This is a genomic window from Empedobacter sp. ULE_I140, assembly GCF_053482575.1.
The window spans coordinates 3,061,279-3,082,571 of record NZ_JBQMTX010000001.1 but is presented as its reverse complement, the minus strand read 5'-3'; the positions used below and the strand labels follow the sequence as shown (position 1 = coordinate 3,082,571).

General features: G+C 32.0%; 17 protein-coding genes and 1 pseudogene. 8 read left to right on the top strand and 10 right to left on the bottom strand.

Annotation, left to right across the window (positions count from 1 at the left end):
* Positions 1 to 55 precede the first annotated feature (55 nt).
* A complete protein-coding gene (locus ACTS9J_RS14875; RefSeq protein WP_448353421.1) occupies positions 56 to 1,594 on the bottom strand; it encodes a serine hydrolase in 1,539 nt (512 codons plus the stop codon).
* A gap of 173 nt (positions 1,595 to 1,767) precedes the next feature.
* Between ACTS9J_RS14875 and ACTS9J_RS14870 the strand changes: the two genes are divergently transcribed.
* Complete coding sequence (locus tag ACTS9J_RS14870) at positions 1,768 to 2,760, top strand: 2-hydroxyacid dehydrogenase (protein WP_221856523.1); 993 nt, start codon at positions 1,768 to 1,770, stop codon at positions 2,758 to 2,760.
* Here ACTS9J_RS14870 and ACTS9J_RS14865 read toward each other — a convergent pair.
* The 3 genes from ACTS9J_RS14865 to ACTS9J_RS14855 all read right to left on the bottom strand — a co-directional run bounded on the left by ACTS9J_RS14865 (position 2,755) and on the right by ACTS9J_RS14855 (position 5,406).
* Entirely contained in the window at positions 2,755 to 3,099 is a 345-nt protein-coding gene (locus tag ACTS9J_RS14865; RefSeq protein ID WP_286495883.1) for a DUF4260 domain-containing protein, read from the bottom strand. The genes ACTS9J_RS14870 and ACTS9J_RS14865 overlap by 6 nt on opposite strands.
* 93 nt (positions 3,100 to 3,192) lie before the next feature.
* Positions 3,193 to 4,989 (bottom strand): translation elongation factor 4, encoded by a 1,797-nt coding sequence (gene lepA / locus ACTS9J_RS14860; protein ID WP_038332533.1) that lies wholly within the window; start codon positions 4,987 to 4,989, stop codon positions 3,193 to 3,195.
* A 126-nt stretch (positions 4,990 to 5,115) separates the two neighbouring features.
* The gene (locus tag ACTS9J_RS14855; protein WP_219035376.1) at positions 5,116 to 5,406 is read right to left on the bottom strand and encodes a helix-turn-helix transcriptional regulator; all 291 of its coding nucleotides are present in this window, start codon (positions 5,404 to 5,406) and stop codon (positions 5,116 to 5,118) included.
* Between the two features lie 263 nt (positions 5,407 to 5,669).
* On the opposite strand from ACTS9J_RS14855, the pseudogene ACTS9J_RS14850 reads away from it, so the two are divergent.
* The 6 genes and pseudogenes from ACTS9J_RS14850 to prfH all read left to right on the top strand — a co-directional run bounded on the left by ACTS9J_RS14850 (position 5,670) and on the right by prfH (position 11,279).
* Positions 5,670 to 6,011, top strand: a pseudogene (locus ACTS9J_RS14850) (glycosyl hydrolase 2 galactose-binding domain-containing protein).
* Positions 6,012 to 6,078: 67 nt separating this feature from the next.
* Positions 6,079 to 6,228 (top strand): glycosyl hydrolase 2 galactose-binding domain-containing protein, encoded by a 150-nt coding sequence (locus ACTS9J_RS14845; RefSeq protein ID WP_409410977.1) that lies wholly within the window; start codon positions 6,079 to 6,081, stop codon positions 6,226 to 6,228.
* Complete coding sequence (locus ACTS9J_RS14840) at positions 6,207 to 8,147, top strand: beta-mannosidase (protein ID WP_448353420.1); 1,941 nt, start codon at positions 6,207 to 6,209, stop codon at positions 8,145 to 8,147. The genes ACTS9J_RS14845 and ACTS9J_RS14840 overlap by 22 nt, the downstream gene beginning before the upstream one ends.
* Positions 8,148 to 8,504: 357 nt before the next feature.
* Positions 8,505 to 9,062, top strand: coding sequence for a hypothetical protein (locus ACTS9J_RS14835; protein WP_448353419.1), 558 nt, complete (start codon positions 8,505 to 8,507; stop codon positions 9,060 to 9,062).
* A gap of 198 nt (positions 9,063 to 9,260) precedes the next feature.
* Complete coding sequence (locus ACTS9J_RS14830) at positions 9,261 to 10,652, top strand: RtcB family protein (RefSeq protein WP_291076479.1); 1,392 nt, start codon at positions 9,261 to 9,263, stop codon at positions 10,650 to 10,652.
* Positions 10,653 to 10,658: 6 nt separating this feature from the next.
* A complete protein-coding gene (gene prfH, locus ACTS9J_RS14825; RefSeq protein ID WP_448353418.1) occupies positions 10,659 to 11,279 on the top strand; it encodes a peptide chain release factor H in 621 nt (206 codons plus the stop codon).
* 30 nt (positions 11,280 to 11,309) lie between these two features.
* On the opposite strand, the gene ACTS9J_RS14820 is transcribed toward prfH, so the two are convergent.
* The 6 genes from ACTS9J_RS14820 to ACTS9J_RS14795 all read right to left on the bottom strand — a co-directional run bounded on the left by ACTS9J_RS14820 (position 11,310) and on the right by ACTS9J_RS14795 (position 20,506).
* Complete coding sequence (locus tag ACTS9J_RS14820) at positions 11,310 to 16,148, bottom strand: DNA repair ATPase (protein WP_221856599.1); 4,839 nt, start codon at positions 16,146 to 16,148, stop codon at positions 11,310 to 11,312.
* Between the two features lie 85 nt (positions 16,149 to 16,233).
* Positions 16,234 to 18,318, bottom strand: coding sequence for a flotillin family protein (locus ACTS9J_RS14815; protein ID WP_221856601.1), 2,085 nt, complete (start codon positions 18,316 to 18,318; stop codon positions 16,234 to 16,236).
* Between the two features lie 99 nt (positions 18,319 to 18,417).
* A complete protein-coding gene (locus tag ACTS9J_RS14810) occupies positions 18,418 to 19,110 on the bottom strand; it encodes an OB-fold-containig protein (protein ID WP_125350042.1) in 693 nt (230 codons plus the stop codon).
* Between the two features lie 19 nt (positions 19,111 to 19,129).
* Positions 19,130 to 19,327 (bottom strand): DUF4177 domain-containing protein, encoded by a 198-nt coding sequence (locus ACTS9J_RS14805; protein ID WP_125350043.1) that lies wholly within the window; start codon positions 19,325 to 19,327, stop codon positions 19,130 to 19,132.
* 69 nt (positions 19,328 to 19,396) lie between these two features.
* Positions 19,397 to 20,101 carry a PspA/IM30 family protein gene (locus tag ACTS9J_RS14800; RefSeq protein ID WP_125350044.1) on the bottom strand — a complete coding sequence of 235 codons (705 nt, stop codon included), beginning with the start codon at positions 20,099 to 20,101 and terminating at the stop codon, positions 19,397 to 19,399.
* A 12-nt stretch (positions 20,102 to 20,113) separates the two neighbouring features.
* On the bottom strand, positions 20,114 to 20,506 hold the full coding sequence (locus ACTS9J_RS14795; RefSeq protein WP_219034890.1) for a YbjN domain-containing protein: 393 nt from the start codon (positions 20,504 to 20,506) through the stop codon (positions 20,114 to 20,116).
* Positions 20,507 to 20,599: 93 nt separating this feature from the next.
* Between ACTS9J_RS14795 and ACTS9J_RS14790 the strand changes: the two genes are divergently transcribed.
* Positions 20,600 to 21,259, top strand: a complete 660-nt coding sequence (locus ACTS9J_RS14790; RefSeq protein WP_448353417.1) for a helix-turn-helix domain-containing protein — start codon at positions 20,600 to 20,602, stop codon at positions 21,257 to 21,259.
* Positions 21,260 to 21,293 lie beyond the last annotated feature (34 nt).

The following is a 21,293-nucleotide window of genomic DNA, read 5'->3' as shown; positions in this document are numbered from 1 at the left end:
GAAAAAAACGAAGTTCGAATTTCGAACTTCGCATTTGATTAGTATTTATTAAAATTTATTTTCTCGTAAAATCTAAATCTTGGAAATCGTAACTGAAATCTGTTAACGGAGAAATGGCTTTCATTTTGAAACCTGTCATTTTTCCATCTTTCATTTCTGCATAAACAAAAGCGTCTGCATGGAAATAACGATTGTACCATTTTACCGCAAACGTATTGTCTTTGTAAAAAAGCATTTCACCAGTTAATTGAGGCGAACGTTTCGATTCGAAAATGATTTTTCCTTTCTTTTCATAAATTACAACATCACCAAACCAATTGTCCTTATACGTTCCGATTACACTTTTTGAATCAAATTTGATGGCTTTATTTTTTTGATTTGCTTCAACTGTTTTCCAAACTTCATCAGTTATAACATCGGCTTCTTCCACATTTTTCTTCATCATATCATCATACGTTTTTACCCAATCTGTAGATGGATTTTTTAAGTAAAAATCTTTGATTGTATTCGAAATTGCTCGGAAAGCTGCACCCGATTGTTGGTTAGTCAAAATCACAATTCCTAATTTTTCTTGAGGATAAAACATCGTTTGTGTTACAATTCCTTCCAATCCACCAGTATGCGAAACTTCCAATTTTCCGTTCATATCCTGCAATTGCCATCCCAAACCATACGTTTTGAATAATGAATTATAAGGTGGAGTAGTACGATTTGGTTGTAAAGTTTGTGGTGTAATCATTTCGTTCATTTGTTTTTCCGAAATAATTTGTTTTCCATTCACTTTTCCTTTATCTAAATTGAATTGCAACCATTTTGCAAGATCATCTACATTCGAATAAATTCCTGCAGCTGCATCAAAAATGGTGTTCGTATAACGATCAATCACTTGTAATTTTCCGTCAATTGGAACGTGCGGATTAATTGCATTTTTCTTGTCTTTTAGCAAATGCCAATTCGCTGCAGTATTCGTCATTCCAATTGGTTCCAACAATCTTTTTGTTACAAAATCTGTCCAAGATTGCCCCGAAACTCTTTCAATCACAACTCCTGCAATAATGTATAATAAATTATCGTAATCATATTTTACACGGAAATCTGAAACTGGTTTTAAAAACTGAATATTAGAAATAATATCTTTTGGAGTGAAATTATGTCCATCAGGCCAAACCATCAAATCTCCAGCACCCAAACCTAATCCACTTCGATGCGTTAATAAATCACGAATTGTAAACTCTTTGGTTACATAATCGTTGTACATCTTGAATTCAGGAATGTGCGTAATCACTTTATCATCCCACTTTATATTTCCTTCATCAACCAAAATCGCCAAAGCAGCTGCTGTAAAAGCTTTCGAGTTAGAAGCAATGCCAAAATTTGTATTCGACTGAACTTTTTCTCCCGTTTTAAGAGATTTTAAGCCATAACCTTTCGAATGCACAATTGTCCTGTCTTTGATAACCGCAACAGACATTCCAGGAACATCAAATGCTTTCATTGCATTTTCTGTGACTTTATCAATAGCTTGATTCGAAATATTTTGTCCAAAAGCTGTAAAAGAAGCTAATGTAATCGTTGATAAAAGTATATTTTTCATGTGTGAATTTGAATTTTCACGAAGTTAGAAATTTTTATTCATCAGCTTATAGCTTTTAATAAAATATCAAAAATAGAGGATGAATTAATTTTGAATGATTTAAAATTTTATAATAATCAAGTAGAAAGTAAATTACAATTAATTAAAAACATAAATTAGTTAAAAATAATTCAATGAAAATAGCTTTCTTTTCGTCTAAGCCTTATGACAAAACTTTTTTTGAGGCTGAAAATAAAAATTACGGTTTTGAACTTAATTTTTATGAAACACATTTAGGTCCGCATATCGTAAACGCGATTGAAGATGAGCATGCTGTTTGTGTGTTTGTGAATGATAAAGTGAACCGACAAGTCATTGAAGTTTTAGCAAAAAAAGGCGTTAAAATTATTGCATTGAGATGTGCTGGTTTTAATAATGTCGATTTGGAAGCTGCGAAAGAATTTGGAATTAAAATTTGTCGTGTTCCTGCATATTCTCCCGAGGCTGTTGCTGAACATACAATGGCGATGTTGTTAACATTGAATCGAAAAACACATAAAGCTTATAATCGTGTTCGTGAACAAAATTTTGCATTGAACGGTTTACTTGGTTTTAATCTTTTTCAGAAGACGATTGGAATTGTTGGAACAGGAAAAATAGGAAAGGCTTTTATCAATATTGCGAAAGGTTTTGGATGTAAGATTATTGCTTATGATTTGTATCCAGATCAAGAATTGATGAATAATGGCGTGGAATATGTTGAGCTGGATAAGTTGTTTAAAACTTCAGATATTATTTCGTTGCATTGTCCGCTGACGCCAGAAAATCATTACATGATTAATCAAGAAACGATTGCGATGATGAAAGATGGCGTAACGATTATTAATACGAGTAGAGGTGGATTAATCAATACACATGAAGCGATTGAAGCTTTAAAAAATCATAAAATTGGTTATTTGGGAATTGATGTTTATGAACAAGAAGAAAAATTATTCTTCAAAGATTTATCAGCAGAAATTATTCAGGATGACATGATTCAGCGATTGATGAGTTTTCCAAATGTTTTGGTAACTGCGCATCAAGCTTTTTTTACACAAGAAGCGTTGGAACAAATTTCAGAAATTACGATGCGAAGTATTTCAGAAATTTTAGAAAAAGGTTCAACAGATGAGGTTGTGATGTTATAAATTATCTAAATGAGTGGATTTGAAACCATCATATTTTTTGAGACCAAATCCTAAAAAACGATCTAACGCAATATGAGCGGAAAAAATTAATCCAATCATTAAACACCATTCAATGTGTAAAAAATAACCAATGAGAATCAATGAAATTGTCGTAAAATAATTATGAATAAAATTATAAGATATTGCGCCAATCTTATTTCCAAAAAGATAACCCAACATAAAAATATCGGGAGCAAGAAAAAGAATTGCAAACAAAAACAAGGAATAATCAAGTTTATAATAGATGATTAGCGTTACAATTAAAATTGCTAATTGTTCTAATTTTAATAAATTTTTCATAATGTTGATGCTTAATTTATTAGTATAAATATTTTACCAATTGTTACAAAAAAAGCCGTTCATTAGAACGGCTTTTGGTATATAAAAAGAATTTTAATCATTCAATTTCAAAACAGCTAAGAATGCAGATTGGGGAACTTCTACACGTCCAATTTGACGCATTTTCTTCTTACCAGCTTTTTGTTTTTCTAATAACTTACGTTTACGAGAAATATCACCACCATAACATTTTGCAGTAACGTCTTTACGTAATGCTTTGATTGTTTCACGCGCAATAATTTTTGCACCAATCGCGGCTTGAATTGGAATATCAAACTGTTGACGAGGAATTAATTCGCGTAATTTTTCACACATTTTCTTTCCAATATTGTAGGCATTATCAACGTGAATTAAGGCAGATAAAGCATCTACAACTTCACCGTTAATCATGATGTCAACTTTTACCAATTTTGAAGCTTTCATTCCAGAAGGTGCATAATCAAACGATGCATATCCTTTTGAAATAGATTTTAATCGATCATAAAAATCGAATACAACTTCAGCCAAAGGCATATTGAAAATCATTTCTACTCTATGTTGAGTTAAATAATTTTGAGATTGTAATTCACCACGTTTCTCAATACATAAACTCATTACAGGACCTACGAATTCAGATTTTGTAATGATTGCTGCTCGAATATATGGTTCTTCAACACGATTTAATCCTGATGGATCTGGTAATTCAGATGGATTATGAACCGGAATCATTTTTTCTGGATCTTTTTCCAAGTACGCTTCATACGAAACGTTAGGAACAGTTGTAATTACCGTCATGTTGAACTCACGTTCTAAACGCTCCTGAATAATTTCTAAGTGTAACATTCCTAAGAATCCACAACGGAAACCGAAACCTAAAGCAGCAGAAGATTCAGCTTCAAAAGTTAATGAAGCATCATTCAAACGTAACTTTTCGATAGAAGCACGCAAATCTTCGTAATCTTCTGTGTCAACCGGATAAATACCAGCGAAAACCATTGGTTTTACTTCCTCGAAACCATCAATAGCTTCGCTTGCAGGATTCTCAACTAATGTAATTGTATCTCCAACTTTTACCTCAGAAGCTTCTTTAATTCCAGAAATAATATAACCTACATCTCCAGTTTTAATGACTTTCTTCTCAACTTGATTCAGTTTTAACGTTCCAATTTCATCGGCACCATATTTTTTGTTAGTAGCCATAAATTTTACTTGATCTCCTTTTTTGATTTCTCCATTTACCACTTTGTAAAAAGCTTCAATTCCTCGGAAAGGATTATAAACAGAGTCAAAAATCAAGGCTTGTAACGGTGCATCTGGATCACCAACTGGTGCAGGAACTTTCTCGATAATTGTGTGTAACAATTCTAACACACCTTCACCTGTTTTTCCACTTACACGCAAAACATCTTCGGGATCACAACCAATCAAATCAACAATATCGTCTGTTACTTCTTCTGGATTTGCAGAAGGTAAATCGATTTTGTTCAAAACTGGAATGATTTCCAAATCATTTTCTAAAGCCAAATAAAGGTTAGAAATGGTTTGTGCTTGTATACTTTGTGCAGCATCTACAATTAACAAAGCTCCTTCACAAGCGGCAATCGAACGAGAAACCTCGTAAGAAAAATCCACGTGACCAGGAGTGTCAATTAAATTTAAAATATATTTTTCACCATCTTTTTCATATTCCATTTGGATGGCGTGCGATTTAATTGTGATTCCGCGTTCGCGTTCCAAATCCATATCGTCTAAAGTTTGATTTTGTAACTCACGATCAGAAATCGTGTTTGTTACTTGCAATAAACGATCGGCCAAGGTACTTTTACCATGGTCAATATGGGCGATAATACAGAAATTACGGATATTTTTCATATTCTATTTGTCGAATAGGCAAAAATAATCTTTTCCGTGCAGACTGCAAGTATTTTGAAAAATATTATGAATTATATTTTAATAAATTAACGAGAGTTGAAGTGTGTTTTTTACTAAAAAATAAATCTAGGCAATTATCCGATGAAAAAAAGTATACAATTTATCTTCTTTTACTAGACCAAATTTTTGTTTCAAACGATACTTTGTTATTCGTACACTTTTTGGTTCAATATTAAGAAGAGTTGCAATTTGTTTGGTGTCTAAACCAAGATAGATATACGAACAATATTTCAAATTAAGAGGTGTTAGTTTTTGCTTAGAATGCTCGTTTAGCGTTTTGAAAAAGTTTGAATGTAATTCTTGAATTCTAAATTTAGCACTTTCAAAATCATAATCCATTAAATTTTCTTCTCGCATAACTTGTTTTAAATTGATAGAAGAATCATTTCCATTTTTTTGTAGTTTCCGCTTGATCTTGATTGTACAAATCGATTGAATAATCAGTTGCTTTTTTCTGAAATTCAAATATAGCCGAGTCAACCTAAGTTTAGCATATTCGTTATTCCCATAATTAACGAAGCCTATATTATGTATTCAACAAAAGAAATTGTTTTTAATAATCTCTTTTGTGTTTATATGAATTTTAAACCTAATTTTATCCTTATGAAAATCAGCACAAAATGAGGAGATTACTATTTTTTGTTATTACTTTTTTTACATTTATTCAACTTTCTGCTCAAACGACTCGAAATTTGAATTTAGAGAATTGGACTTTTCAACAAAAAGGAGATTCAAAATGGCTGAAAGCTGAGATTCCTGGTTCTGTTCATACCGATTTGATGTTAAATAATATTATTCCAAATCCTTACAAAGACGTTAATGATGCAAAAGTGCAATAGGTAGAAAACGAAGATTGGAACTACAAAACTTCTTTTGATTTGACTGAAGCCGAACGAAAAGCGCAAAACATTCAGTTAAAATTTAATGGATTGGATACATATGCAAAAGTTTTTCTGAACTGAAAATTAATTCTGGATGAGATTAATATGTTTCGAATGTGAGAATTTTCGATCAAAGATTTACTGAAAGATAAAAAAAATTCTCGAAATACAATTCAAATCGTCGCCTAATGAAGGAAAACGATTAGCAAATCTTCTTCCATATAAATTACCAGAAGGTGAGCGTGTTTTTACTCGAAAAGCGCAATATCAGTATGGTTGGGATTGGGGATCAGATTGACTACGGTTGCGATTTATAAACCAATTGAACTTATTTCTTGGAATAATTTAAAACTGAATGACTTGTCTTATGAAATTATCAAATTGGATAAAAATCAAGCGAAAGTAAAGTTTAAATTTATTATCCAATCGGAACAAAATACAGCTGTAGAAATTAATTTTAATCAGAAAATAATCACTCAAAAATTAACCAAAGGAATTAATCATTTTTCGATTGATGAAACGATTCACAATCCAAAATTATGGTGGCCAAATGGAATGGGCAAACAGTATTTATATGATTATCAATTCAAAATTAAACAAGGGAATGAACAAATATCTAAGTATTTAAAATTTGGTTTACGTACGATAGAATTGGTACAAGAAAAAGACGAAGTTGGCTCTAGGTTTTATTTTAAAGTGAATAGGGTTCCAACTTATATGAAAGGTGCAAATTATATTCCGCAAGATAATTTTGTTTCACGAGTTTCAAAAAATGATTATGAAAAGTTGATAAATAGTTCGGTTGAAGCCAATATGAATATGATTCGTATTTGGGGTGGTGGAATTTATGAGGACGATTATTTTTATGAATTATGCGACGAAAAAGGTTTGTTGGTTTGGCAAGATTTTATGTACGCTTGTGCTTTTTATCCTGGCGATCAAGATTTTCTTCACAATGTAAAACAAGAAACAATTGATCAAGTGAATCGCCTAAAAAATCATACTTCTATTGCGCTTTGGTGTGGAAATAATGAAATTGATGAAGCGTGGAAAAATTGGGGATATCAGAAACAAATGGGCTGGTCGAAACAAGATTCGTTGAGTATTTGGAAAGATTATCAAACGACTTTTCATCATATTATTCCGAATGTTTTAGATTCGATTTTACCAAAATCAGAGAATCGCTATTGGCCGTCTTCACCTTCGATTGGTTGGGGAAGAAAAGAAAGTTTGACGCAAGGAGATTCGCATTATTGGGGCGTTTGGTGGGGAATGGAACCGTTTGAAACGTATGAAAAAAAAGTTCCACGTTTTGCTTCTGAATATGGTTTTCAAGGAATGCCAACGTTGAAAACGGTGAAATCAATGTTTTCTGAAAAAGATACATTGAGTAAAAATTCTGCAATAATTTTAGCGCATCAAAAACATCCAAAAGGTTGGGAAACAATCAACGAATATATGCAGCGAGATTATGTTGTTCCGACCGATTTTGTGCAGTATAACTACGTTTCTCAATTGTTACAAGCACGCGGAATTCAGTTGGCAATTGAAGCACATCGACGTGCAAAACCTTATAATATGGGAAGTTTGTATTGGCAATTGAATGACGTTTGGCCAGTAACTTCGTGGTCGTCTTTGGATAAATTAGGAAATTGGAAAGCGTTACATTATCAAGTGAAAAGAAGTTTCGAAAATGTGTTGATTTCAGTAGAAAAAGAAGAAAATGTGTACAAAATTTATATCGTAAATGACTTATTGAAAGATTTGAAAGGAAAAGTAAAATTTTCTGTGGTAGATTTTAATGGAAATAAACATTGGACTAACGATAAAGATGTAATTATTTTATCAAATTCTTCAACCAAAATAATGGAATTAACTGATGAAATTTTAAAAGGATCTTCTTCAACTAAAGCTTTTCTTCGAATTGAATTTGAATCAAATGGAGAAAAGTATTCGAGAAATTATTTCTTCGAAAAACCGAAAGATTTAGCTTTAACAAAATCAACAATTAAAATCAAAAAGATCAGTCATAACCAATTCGAAATTTCGACAAATGTTTTGGCAAAAGATGTTTATTTACTTGATGAAAATAATCAATTTGATGATAATTTTTTTGATTTAATTCCGAATGAATCTCGTATTATTAGTGGAAAAAACACAATTCAGAATCTAAAAATTTATTCGTTGTATGATACAATGAATGTTAAAAATCAATAATATTTTTCTCCCTATTTTTAGTGAAATTTCACAAAGGATTTGGAAATGTGAATTTTATTGACTTAAATTTGCACTGATAAAAATCATAACGTATAACAATTTAATAACGAAGAAATAAAATGTTCAAAGAAACGACATATCAGTTTTTAGCTATTGCAACAGATTTTGCAATGAGCATTCTTCGTGCTTATAAATCGTAAATAATTTACTTATTATATCAAAAGCCCGGAGGATTCTTCGGGCTTTTTCTTTTATTATTCCATTCTAGATTCAAAATAACTTCTAAAAACTTCCGAAGAAGAAATAGTTAGCGCTAATTATTTCAAAATAATTATTTGCAATCAAATAATCCATGTTATGGAAGATTCAATTTTCTTTTCTACTCGATTACGTACAAAAAGAGCAAGGAAAAGAAGTGTAAAAACAGCGAAAGAAAAAAATGTAAGAGAGAAATATAAACGTCGAAAAGAAATTTTTAAAGAGCAAAAAGCGATCCTGCTTGTTTCTTTAAAAGAGCCGTATCAAAAAGGTTTTGAGCGTTATTTTGTATTGAGAGAAGATATTAAAAAGGAAAATGAGATTGAATTTTTTACTCAGATTCTGAAAAAAATTAATACTTCTCAATATGCAGAAACACGAAAGTTTATAAAAAAACGAAATGGAAAGCGAATTTATGTTCCGAGAATTCAAGAGTTGAAACAATTGCAACCTTACGAATATTCAGGTCCGCATTCAATTTTGAATGATGAAGAACGTAGATTTTTTGCGTGTATTCAGGTGTATGATCCAAAAACAAAACGTTTCAAAGGAATTTATGAATTTCTACAACCGTGGCGTTTTCGATTGATTATAAAACCTAATATGATTACGCATTGCAAACCGCTTGATATTGATTTGATGCGCGAAGAAGCGTAAATGATCACTTTTTTGACAAGTATAAAAATCAAGGAATCCTCTTAAAGAAAATAATTAGAGGAGGTTATTCGTATGAGCGAAAACCAAAATTTAAAAATCCTTTTACCAAAAGGAAATTTTTAACAACAAAAATTCAGCGACAGAAATCGCTGAAATGCTGATGGAACAAGAGCATCAGCTATCTAAAAGATATTAATCATGGGAAATAAAATCTCTGGAAAGGACTTTATAAAATTAGGCTTTCCAAAAAATAATTCAATCAATATTGCAATTGGGCAAATTCATCGATACAGAAAAAAAGAAAAGAAACAAGCGATTCTTAATGAAGCAAAAGAAGTTTTGCTCGAACCAGAAAAGTACATCGGTCACGGAATTTGGGGAAAAGTTGCAGAAGGATTGATAAAACCAATTGAGGTTAGATTACAAGAGTTGAAAACGAAGCGTTCACCTTTTTCGATTTTTGGAGAAAATGAAATTGACGAGCAAGCAAAATTTCAATTATATGATGCGTTGAAATTGCCAATTTCGGTAAAAGGAGCTTTGATGCCAGATGCGCATTCTGGTTATGGATTGCCAATTGGTGGCGTTTTGGCGACGGATAATGCAGTGATTCCGTATGGAGTTGGAGTGGATATTGGTTGTAGAATGAGTCTTTCTGTTTACGATTTACCAGCAAGTTTTTTGAAAGGGAAATCGCATCAATTGATTCAGATTTTGCAAGATCATACCAAATTCGGAATGTATGAAACGCATAAACTAAAAGTGGATTACGAAATTTTTGAGCGCTCTATTTTTGATGAAATTCCAATCTTGAAAAGTTTAAAAACAAAAGCTTATCAACAATTAGGAACTTCTGGTGGAGGGAATCATTTTGTTGAATTTGGGATTGTGAAATTAGATGAGGTAAAACCTGAATGGAACTTGATTCCAGGTGAATATTTGGCTGTTTTATCGCATAGTGGTTCGCGTGGTTTGGGTGCAAATATTGCAAAACATTACACGTATTTGGCGGCGAAACAATGTCCGCTTCCGAAGCAAGTTCAGCATTTGGCTTGGTTAGATTTGGATACACACGATGGCCAAGAATATTGGGCTGCGATGAATTTGGCTGGAGATTATGCCAAGGCTTGTCATGACGATATTCATCGAAGAATAGCGAAAGCTTTAGGAAAACGTATCGTTTTTAACATCGAAAATCATCACAATTTTGCGTGGAAAGAAATGGTTGATGAAACGGAACGAATTGTTCATCGTAAAGGAGCGACGCCAGCTGGAGAAGGAGTTTTAGGAATTATTCCAGGTTCGATGACAGCAAATGGTTACATTGTTGAAGGTTTGGGAAATGAATTGAGTATTAATTCGGCTTCGCATGGTGCGGGAAGAAAAATGTCGCGTGCGAAATGTAAATCAACAATAACGAAAAGCTTTATGAATTCACAATTGAAAGATGCAGGAATTGAGCTGATTGGCGGAAGTGTAGATGAAGCACCATTTGCATATAAAAACATCAAAACGGTGATGAATTTGCAAACAGAACTAGTGAAAGTGTTGGGAATTTTTACGCCAAAAATTGTAAGAATGGATAAATAAATGATGATGAAAAAAATTATTCAACTTACATCGGGTAGAGGACCTGCGGAATGTAATTTTGTGGTGACCAATGTTTTTAAAAAGTTTTCGGAAGCGTGTACAAAATCAGACATTAAGTTTGATGTGATCGAAAGAGAAATTGATAAAGATTTTAATCAACTTTCATCTGTAGTTATAGAACTTGAAGGAAATGATTTAAACAGTTTTTTGAAAGAATGGATTGGAACAATTTTATGGATAGGTAAAAGTCCTTATCGAAAATTTCATCAACGAAAAAACTGGTTTATAGGTTGTTTTGAATTAGAAATTGTGAAAGAAAATTTAATCAATTCAAATGAAATTGTTTACCAAACAATGCGAAGTTCTGGGAATGGAGGACAAAATGTAAACAAAGTAAATTCGGCTGTTCGAGCAACACATCAACGAAGTGGAATTTCAGTTGTTTCGATGGATTCGCGTTCACAACATCAGAACAAAAAAATTGCAACAACTCGTTTGTTATTGAAATTACAAGGATTTGAAACCAATAAATTGAAGGACTTGGTTCAAAAAAAATGGAATAATCAAACGTCTATTGCAAGAGGAAATCCTGTGAAAATATTCAGAGGAGATAAATTTAGTGAATAAAAAAAAGCCGCTCAATGAGCGGCTTTTAGTTTATTTCTTCAAAATAGCTTGGATAATTCCTTCCAAATTTTCATTGAATTCGAGCAATTGAGCAAAAACTTTATCGTCTTTATTCAAGCCACCGTGTTTGTTATTTTTTACAAAGGTTGCTTTTATCGTTTCCCAACGTTCTTTTTCTTTAGCAGTTATCAAACCTGCAATTTCTTTTAATCGCAACAAATTCGATTCTGTATCTGTTGTCAATGTTTGCGATTCACTTTCGTAATGCGCTAAAATAGTTTCGTTAATTTCTTTTTCGTTCATCATTGGAACAATTTTCGAAACCAATTTTGACATATTTCTGTACGAACCTTGCATTTTGAAAGGCGGTTCCGTTCTGTAATCATCTTGCATTGCTGCGCTCGAAATATAATTTTGATTGACTTTTACGACAATATTTCTAATCTTAATCACATGTTTTAGAACTGCAATAAAATCATCAATTTCTTGTTTCAAATAATTGCCTTCCAAATCCGGAAGTTGTTCTTGATTTTCGGTTACAAAATTTGTTAACTTGTAAAAATCTGTCAAACTTTTTGAAGCAATTTTATCCAAATAAGGATTATCTCCTGTTGCATTTTCAATCAAACTTAAATTGAACAACGTTTCCGTATCACCAATTACATCACCCAAATTATAAACATCAGCACGATTAGCCAACATATCTGGAATCTGAAATTTAGAGCCGCTTTCCGTATATGGATTTCCTGCCATTACAATGCAAAAACGTTTTCCGCGTAAATCGTAGGTTTTACTTTCTCCTTCAAAAATTCCATCAATTTTTCGCTGTCCATCGGCTAATGAAATAAATTTCTGTAAAAATTCGGCACTCAAATGCTGAATATCGTCCAAGTACAACATTACATTATCTGCCATTTCAAACGAAAGATTTATCTTTTTTAATTCCTCTCTTTCTCCAGAAGTTTTGGCTTCTATTGGATCGATTGATGTAATATTATGTCCAATTGTTGGTCCATTTACTTTCACAAAATGTAGGCCCATTGTTTTTGCTAAATACTCCATCAACGTCGTTTTTCCATAACCAGGAGGCGAAATTAACAACAACATTCCCATTCGTGCAGTACGCTTGTTATCGCCTGCAGTTCCCAATTGTTTGGCTAAATTATTTCCGATTAAAGGAAAATAAACTTCGTTGATTAATTTATTTCGAACAAATGATGTTAAAACTTTTGGTTCAAATTCTGCGATTTTTAAATCCTTTTCATAAGCTTTCGAAATTTCTTCTTTTAACTTTTGGAATGATTTAAAATTTGGAACATCAACAGTTGAAAAATGCTCTAATTTAGAAATGATTTCATGATAATTTTGTGTATAAATACCATCAATTATTACGGTATGATTTCCTTTTAAATCTTCAATTATAATAGATGAATTTCCATTTATTAACTGAAATTTATCTTTAGAAAACAATAACATCGTTGCTACTTCATTTACAACATTTCTGTAAGTTGAAAAATTTTCATTTTCATCGATAAAAGAATGAATCCAGTTTTCGATCAAGTAAAATTTTTCGGTTGAAGAAAATTGTTCATCTGCAATCAACGCATTAAAATCATCTGAATTTTTATTTTTCTCTAAGTAATTAATGAATTCTTTTCGAAAATTTTCAGCTTCATTACTCATCGAAAAAGCTTGATATTTTGTGAAAGTTCTAAACAAATAATTGGCAACTTTTTCTGAAGTTGTTATTGTTTTATCCCATTCAGTTTCCCAATTTTCAAAAAGCGATTTGATTTCATTTAGAATATTTTCAAATCGAGTTGAATTCGGAAAATTTTTCAAAATTAATTGAGCCGAATTAATCATTGCATTCAACTTATCTTGCAAATTCTTTTCTAAAGAATGGCAAAAAATTTGAGCAGTTGTACGAGTTGGCGCATCAAATTGCAACACATCTAATTTCGAATTTATGTTGACCAATTCAGTAAAAATTCGAAACGCATCAAAATTGTGAACGCCTTTTATATAACCTTCCGAATAATTTTGTTCAATGATTTGATTGATAAATTTTTCAGCATCAAAATCGTTTTCATTTCTTGCTAAAAAAGCTTGATAAGCTAAATATTCAGCACGATAAACCAATTGATTTTCCGAAACAAATTCTTGGTTCCAAATATCTTGGTAACGATAAATCTCATCGTTTTTAACTTTTTGATAGAAACTTGTACCTGTTAAATGATAAAATAATTCGTTGTTACGATTCAACAATGTCAGCGCTAATTGCTGCGTATTGACCGTAAATTTATTTTGACCAAGCGCAATAATATTTTGCCCATCAACAAAAAGTTCAGTTTTATCTCGTAAAACACGAAGCGTATCTTCTTGCGATTTTTTTAATAGATTTTCAAGGTTTTCGGCTTTCGAAACATCTTTTAAATCCTTCAATTCTTGAATGATTTGACGCATTTTGTCAATCATTAAATCCGAAGAATAAAACGCTAAAATTTCTTCTTTCTCAGAAAAAGTTTTGGCTTTATTTTCGATATTTTTCAAGACGCGCAAGCCAATTTGTTCTAATGAATTGGTGCGTTTGTTGGTTTGTTCAACTAATTGTTCACGTTTCGAATTGAATGCCTTGATAATTTCGTCGCGCTTATCTGCAATTTTCAAGGCGAAATCATCAAAATCAGAAAATTTACTTTCTAATTCTTCAAGTTGAACAATTATTTTTGTATTGTATTCTTCCGTTTTTTCGGCAGTTGTTGATAATTCTAAAAAGTTAACCACACTTTGTTCTAACAACGTGATTTGAGCAGAAAATTCTGCAACAGCTTCTTTGCTTTTTAACGCAGAAGTTTGACGTGTTAATTGGGCACGAACTTCGTTAAGCGAAGCAAAAATAACCGAGATTTTCTCAATGATTTTTGTTGTTTGTGTTGCGTCTTCAATTTTTAAACTGTTCAGAATATCAATCAATAATTCTAATTCTGAGGCAATTTTAAGACAGGCTTCTTCGATAACTTTCGCATCAATGACTTTTTCGATAGAAGCTACTAAGTTTTTCTGTTCAGCAACTTTTTCTTCGTATGGAATTAGTGCTTCATCCAATAAAAGAAACTCAATTGTTTTGGTTGATAAATTTTCGTTTACCTCTTGCAATCGGTTTTCTAATTCTTGAACACGCTCTAAATTGATGTAGCGAATTGAACGTAAATCAATAACTTTTCCTTGAATTTTACGAGCCTCAGCTAAATGTTCAACCAATAAATCCAATTGATTGTACGTTGTGCTATTTACTTTGAAAACGATTTCTTCAATCGATTCTTCCGTTTTTTCTAAGGTTTCTTGCGCAAATTTTTTCTGAATTTGAACTTTAGCAAATTCATCAATCGCTGTATTGGCAACTGTTTTTATTTCTAATAAAGGAACAGCAAGCTCAAAAGTCTCTTGATCATTAATCCAAAAATAGCCATCTACAATATTATTCGCTTTTTTTACAATGTCCTCGTATAAACCTTCGTACGAATCTTCTTTGTTGATTAATTGAATAACCTCCTGAGATTCAGCCATTGCTTTCACAATGTCTTTGTTCCCAATTTTATATAATGGATGATTTGTTTTCTCTGTATTTTCAATCAAACGTTCAACATAAGGTGTTTGCCAAATTTGAACTTGATGATGTCTTGTCGCTTCTTCTTCGGTGCGGAAATAAATTAAACTTCCATCTTTAAAAATCGTAAAACCATTACAAACTATAGGTGTTTCCACAGTTTGTTGAATGATATTGTACGATAAAAGAATGTATGTATTGGTTTCATCTTGATTGAAAATGTACATAAAATCTTCTCCGTTCGGAGAATTTACACGACGGAAAAATTGAAAATGCTCTAAATTATTATTATCGAAAAGATGATACGTTCCGTTTTGTAAATAATAACCATTCGAAAAAATTAAACCTTGATTATCGGGTAACAGAACTGCTGCATCTAAAAGTGCAGGAATGTTGATAACTTCTTTGGTGCGAACATTGTAAATATAGGCTCTGAAATCTTCTTGAAACGGTTTTATTTTAACCGCAATTAGATTTCCTAAATCGGCATAATAATATTCGGCATCGTCTAATTGTTGATCTAAATGTGTCACTTTTTCAGTGAAAATTCCTTTTCCTGAATCCGTATTATCTTCAATTTTAAAAGTAATATCACCACCAATTGCTTCGATAAAAATCTTATCTAAAATAGAAATATGTGGAAACTTTCCTAATCGACGATCATCGATAGAAGTTTTTTGCCATTCAAAATCAAATTGATCTGCTTTTTTTACTTCGTGAATGCTGCGATCATCTTGATAAATTAATTTTCCGTCTTTGATTAACCATTTAAACGCTTTCAAATCTTGTGCGCTTTTACTGGTTTGGAAAACCATGTATAGATAATTATCTGTTCTACGAAATTTAGAAAAGATAGAATCGCGGTAATATTTATATAAATTCTGAAAATCTGTAAAGAAATTCTGATCGTTTATTAAGTCGAGAGGTTGAGGAATAAATTGATTTTCTTGAAACAGATAAATACTAAAAACATCGCTCAACTGAATGTCTGTGCGTAAACCGAAATGCACGTTGTAACCAAAAATACACAATTTATCGAACGCGATAATTCCACGTGCGACGCATGTATTTTCTGTCGTAATTCTTTGGTTTGCGCTTAATGCAAAATTGGTAGAATTGAAGACTTCTTTTCGAGCATCATTCAATTTCGTTAATCTTTCCGAAAGAAAATCTTTTTGTGTAAGAAGTCTTTTTCGGATGATTTCGTACGCGCCTGCATCAAGCGTTTCGGTAACGTTAATATTTTTTTCTTCTTGCATTAAATTAAAATCTAGAAGGTGATTAAACTGTAATTAAGAGCGATTGAAACGAATAGATTCAATCACTCTATTATTGTTTAATGGATTAACCTATTTTTTTATTTGAAACACCTAACTGATTCGCAATTCCGAAAAGAGAATTTATAAATCCTGTGTCTTCGCTGTTTCCAGAAGCAGAAGCAGCTTGCTGTAATTTAATTAATGCCGCAGTAATTGTTAAGTTTTTGATGTCGTTTGATGAAATGCCATATTTATCGGCAAGACTTCTCACTTTTCCAGCTAAATCGCTTCCGCCATCTTCGTCAATCAATGCATTTTTGATATCTGTTGCATGTTTCGAATTGTCGATTAAATGATCGAAACCTTTTGCATTCGAAACTTGTTTCACAATATTTTCGAAGAACATTGTTTCTCCACCAACAATGTCAATTTTCGCAGATTTCAATGCATTTGATAACACCTCAGCTTGGGCTCCAGCAATATCTTTTTGAATGTTGATATGAGCCAATTCGATATCTTTTTCTTTTTGTAATTGAAGTTTGAACTCTTCGTGCTCTTTTCCAACACCGTCCAGTTTCTTCATAGCTTCTGCTTTTTCTTCAATTCCTTTTGCTTCTGCTAATGCTTTTTCACGAACAACTTCTGCTTGTGCTAAGCCTTCTTTACGTAACGCTTCTGCTTTTTTCTCGATAACAGATGCTTCTACAGTTCCTTGTTTTTCTTCTGCTTCTGCTTTTGCAACCATTACTTCTGCTTCAGATAGACCAATTGCAGCTTCTTCTTTTGCTTGTGCTTCAGCAATTATTTTACGAGCTTCAGCTTCTTTTGCAGAAGCTTCTTTTTTAGCTTCCGCATCAATTAATAACTCTTGCGCTTTGCGTTCTGCAACTTGTTTTTGTGCATCTGCTTCGATAACTTGACGAGCAGCTTCTTGCTCTGCCGCAATTTTTGCCGCTTCCGCAGCTTTTACAGTTTCGATTAAACGCTCTTCCGCTTCTTGCGATGCAGCAATAATTCCGGCTTGTTTCTGACGCTCAACTTCACGGTAAACTTCAACATCTTTCACACCTTGTTGCTCTTCAATCACGCCTTTTTCTAAAAGAACGCGTTCTTTGATAACGCCTTGAATATTTTTCTTCTCAACTTCGATAGACCTTTCTTTATCAATCTGAGCTAAAGTCACAATTCGCTCACGTTCTGTTTGCTCTAATGCACGATCTTTTTCAACGCGTTCCGTTTCGATTGCATCAGTACGAACTTTATTTTTTTCTGCGATAATAATTTGACGCAATTTATTTTCTTCTTGTACCGCCAATTGCTCTTCTGTTGTAATACGAACAGATTCAGCTTTTAGACGTTCTTCTTCGCGAACTTTTGCAATTTCTGCCTCTTCGCGCGCTTTTATATTTTCGATTTCTCTGCGTTGACGCTCTTCTTTTTCGGCTAATTGTCGCTCTAATTCTAAGATTGCTTCGCGCGCTTCAACGTTTTGTTTTTTGATTACTTTTTCTTCTTCACGACGAATTAAGTTGGCGTTCATATTTTGTTGAGCCGTTAATTCCGTGATTTTTTTAATACCTTCCGAATCTAAAATATTATCAGGGCTCAAGAATTGTAATTCAGTTTGTTCTAAATAATCAATCGCACAGTCATCTAAAATATATCCATTCAAGTCTGTTCCGATGATATTTAAAATTTCATCTCTAAATTCGCGACGAGCTTCGTATAATTCGATAAAATCGAATTTTTTTCCAACTGTTTTTAAAGCTTCTGAGAATTTTGCTTCGAAAATACTTTTTAATGTTTCTGGTTCTGATGCTCGTTCTGTTCCTAAGTTTTGTGCAACATTGATTACATCATTCACCGATTTATTAACGCGAACAAAAAATGCAACTTTGATATCTGCACGAATGTTGTCTTTACAAATTAAACCATCGTGTTGTTGACGAGTAATATCAATTTTCTTAATCGAAATGTCCATAATTTCCATTTTGTGGAAAACAGGAATTACATACATTCCTTTGTTGAAAGCTACTTGCGATCCACCAACACCAGTACGAACGATGGCTTTTCCTTGCGGAACTTTTTTATAGAAAACGCTTAAAACGACGATGAAAGCAATAAAGATGAAAACGATAACACCAACTGCTAAAAGAATAAAATTTGTCATGAGATTTTTATTATATTTTGATTGATTTAGTGAATAATTAAGATTAAAATTTCTTCGATAAGAAACGAAGTAAGTTGAAATATTAGTGTCATAATAGTGTTAAATGTTGTTTAAGGTTATATGTTTGATGACGAAATAATAATGATTTGAAGGCGATTCGTCGGTGATAATAATGGTATCTCCAAAATTAATTTCTTCGCCATTTTGACTTTTGATGTTAAGCGTAATAATATCTTTCTCGATTTGAAATTCCGCAGAGCCTATTTTATCTCCTGTGATTTTAGATTTTGATTTTCCGACTCTTCCGATAAAATCAGTTTCTTCTTCTCCATGATAACCTAATTCTGAATACATTTTAACTAATGGTTTAGTGATCCAATGCATCATAAAATAAGCGATGATGAAAACCGGAATTAAGATTAAAACTGAATACAATCCTAATTTGCTTAATCCAAAAACAATCGAAGAAATAATGGTAATCACCCAACTGATAAATTTGAACAAAGTAATAATCACCATTAACGGAACTTTACCAACATTGATGAATTCTAAACATTTTGCCCAAAAACCTGGTTCGTGATGCACGTCTGCATCAGCATCGTGATCAGCGTCAATTTCGTGGTGGGCATCAACATCATTGATGTCTCCGATATGAAAATCAGAATCTGTTCCAAGATCAATTCCGTCACCAGCTAACAGTTGAAATACCCAATAGACAAGAGAAAATCCCATCAAAATGGTCATAATTCCGTTGGCCAATGGATTAAAAAGAAGGTCTAAAATTTCGGTCATTTAGTGTTAATTTTTAATGTTAAATAGCTCTTCTGAATGTATAATAAATAATTTTCGTTGTGCTGTTGATGGAAAGCGGAGTGGAAGTGATTAATTCCCAGCCTTCATTTCCATATTTATTTAGTAAATCATCCAAAAATGTTTTATCTATTTTGATAGAAAATAAGCCAGCGTTAGGCATTATTTCTATTGTTTTGTATTCATATTTAGATGCCATAGTTTTGATTTTTTAAAAGAGATTAATTTACTAAAAATTTTATAGAAATAATTCACTATAAAAAGTGATTTATTCTTGATTTTTCGACTGAATTTTTAGCTTTAAAGCTTCTAATTCATTTTGAATCAAATCACCTTTCAAGGTTTCGTTAATTTCGTCATCAGCGGTTTTCGAATTGTCCGCTAAACTTCCGTAAGCTTGTGCAAGTGCTTCGTCTTCTTCTACTTTGGCTTTCATGCGTTCTAACATGCTAATTGTGCTATTCGCATCAATTTTTGCCATTTGTTTGTTTACTTGTTTTGTGGCATCAGCAACTTTTACACGAGCTTTTAATGTTGTTAATTCATTTTCCCATTTATTAATGTTGAATTTAAGAACCTCAACGTTTTTGTGCACTTCATTTGCAGATTTTTCATGAATAATCACTTGATTTTCTAATTCAGTAATTTCTTCTAACAATTGATTTTTTAAGCTCAAAGCTTCTTTCGCTAAATTTTCGGCTTGTTCAATTGTAATTTCATTTCGCTCAGCTTTTTCTAACAAAAGAATTGCTTTTCGTTCATAATCTGCAGCTTCTTCTTTCTTCTTGTCGACGCTATTTTGCGAACGAATTGCCATTGCTTTTACCTTTGCGTAAGCCTCTAATGATTGATTAAGATCATCGCGCATTTCGCGAATTCCTTGTTCTGTCATTTTGATTGGGTCTTCCATTTTTTCGACAACCGAATGTATTTCCGCTTGTCCAATTCTAAAAATACGTTTGAAAATATTCATAGTGATATTGTTTTATTGTTTAGAAAATTCGATTAATTGAGCAGAATATTCGCTCATCAATAAGCTCAAAGAATTTAACGTTGCTTCAAATTCGTTTTGATCAAGATTCGCAATTTGAAGTGTGTAACGATAAATAACTTTTTTTCCGTCTTCTGTTATTGCAAAAGCACCATGAATGATATCGCGATTTTTCATCAACAACGCTTTTAGCATTTCCAGATTATCATTTGTAATTGTAAATAAATACAACTCGAAAATGATAACAGGTGGTGCAATTCCTACAATCAGATTTTGAACACCATCCAATAAATTTTCAATCATAAAAACACCCTCTTTTTCGTCTTTGTAAGTGATGGTGTAATTGATGTTTTGAATAAAATTTTCAATCTTCGAAAAATAATTCATTTTGTTGTTATTAGTGTTTTTTGTAATTTGTTTCCATAAAATTAAACAATTTGCTAAAATAATTAGCAAATAAAAGTGTTAAAATTTTAAATAATGACAAAAATAGGTGAAAATATAAAGAAATTAAGACAAGTTAAGAACTTAACTCAACAGGCTTTTGCTGATTTGTTCGAAGTTAGTAGAGGGAATATTTCATCTTATGAAGAAAAACGTGCAGAGCCACGAATTGAAACAATTTCTCAAATTGCTAAATATTTTAGCATTCCAATAAATCATTTGATCGAAAAAAACTTAACAGTTAACGAAATATTACACTTTGATAACTATTTTGAGGAAGCTGATATGTTACGAAATGTTAAAAATTTGAGCGCGATTCCTTTTTTATCACGAGAAATAATTCAGTTAAAAAAAGAATTATTTTCTAATATAGAAAATTATCCGTCGATTTACTTTCCAATCTATAATTCGCATCAGTTTATTGCGTTAGAATATTCTTCGAGTATCGCTTCACCTATCGATTTTACAGAAGAAGAATCGTCTATTTTATTTTTTGAACATTTGGAAGTGGAAAATTTACATTTGGTCAATGATAAATTTGGTTTGTATTTGAATGATGATGAAATTTTTGTCGGAAAATTTATTCAGCACGATAATCAGTTGATTTTGGAATTAAATCAATGGAAACAAATTATTTTTGATGTTGAGAATATTAAACATTTTTATCAGTTTTATGCGGTTTATAAGAAAGTTTAAAATAAGAAATGTTGAGACATGTTTTGTCACTCAA

Coding starts and splice junctions, on each gene's coding strand:
- ACTS9J_RS14820 (WP_221856599.1), bottom strand. CDS start 16,148: ATGCAAGAAGAAAAAAATATTAACGTTACCGAAACGCTTGATGCAGGC.
- ACTS9J_RS14870 (WP_221856523.1), top strand. CDS start 1,768: ATGAAAATAGCTTTCTTTTCGTCTAAGCCTTATGACAAAACTTTTTTT.
- prfH (WP_448353418.1), top strand. CDS start 10,659: ATGAAAAAAATTATTCAACTTACATCGGGTAGAGGACCTGCGGAATGT.
- ACTS9J_RS14830 (WP_291076479.1), top strand. CDS start 9,261: ATGGGAAATAAAATCTCTGGAAAGGACTTTATAAAATTAGGCTTTCCA.
- ACTS9J_RS14790 (WP_448353417.1), top strand. CDS start 20,600: ATGACAAAAATAGGTGAAAATATAAAGAAATTAAGACAAGTTAAGAAC.
- ACTS9J_RS14805 (WP_125350043.1), bottom strand. CDS start 19,327: ATGGCATCTAAATATGAATACAAAACAATAGAAATAATGCCTAACGCT.
- ACTS9J_RS14865 (WP_286495883.1), bottom strand. CDS start 3,099: ATGAAAAATTTATTAAAATTAGAACAATTAGCAATTTTAATTGTAACG.
- ACTS9J_RS14810 (WP_125350042.1), bottom strand. CDS start 19,110: ATGACCGAAATTTTAGACCTTCTTTTTAATCCATTGGCCAACGGAATT.
- ACTS9J_RS14835 (WP_448353419.1), top strand. CDS start 8,505: ATGGAAGATTCAATTTTCTTTTCTACTCGATTACGTACAAAAAGAGCA.
- ACTS9J_RS14875 (WP_448353421.1), bottom strand. CDS start 1,594: ATGAAAAATATACTTTTATCAACGATTACATTAGCTTCTTTTACAGCT.
- ACTS9J_RS14855 (WP_219035376.1), bottom strand. CDS start 5,406: ATGCGAGAAGAAAATTTAATGGATTATGATTTTGAAAGTGCTAAATTT.
- ACTS9J_RS14815 (WP_221856601.1), bottom strand. CDS start 18,318: ATGACAAATTTTATTCTTTTAGCAGTTGGTGTTATCGTTTTCATCTTT.
- ACTS9J_RS14800 (WP_125350044.1), bottom strand. CDS start 20,101: ATGAATATTTTCAAACGTATTTTTAGAATTGGACAAGCGGAAATACAT.
- ACTS9J_RS14795 (WP_219034890.1), bottom strand. CDS start 20,506: ATGAATTATTTTTCGAAGATTGAAAATTTTATTCAAAACATCAATTAC.
- lepA (WP_038332533.1), bottom strand. CDS start 4,989: ATGAAAAATATCCGTAATTTCTGTATTATCGCCCATATTGACCATGGT.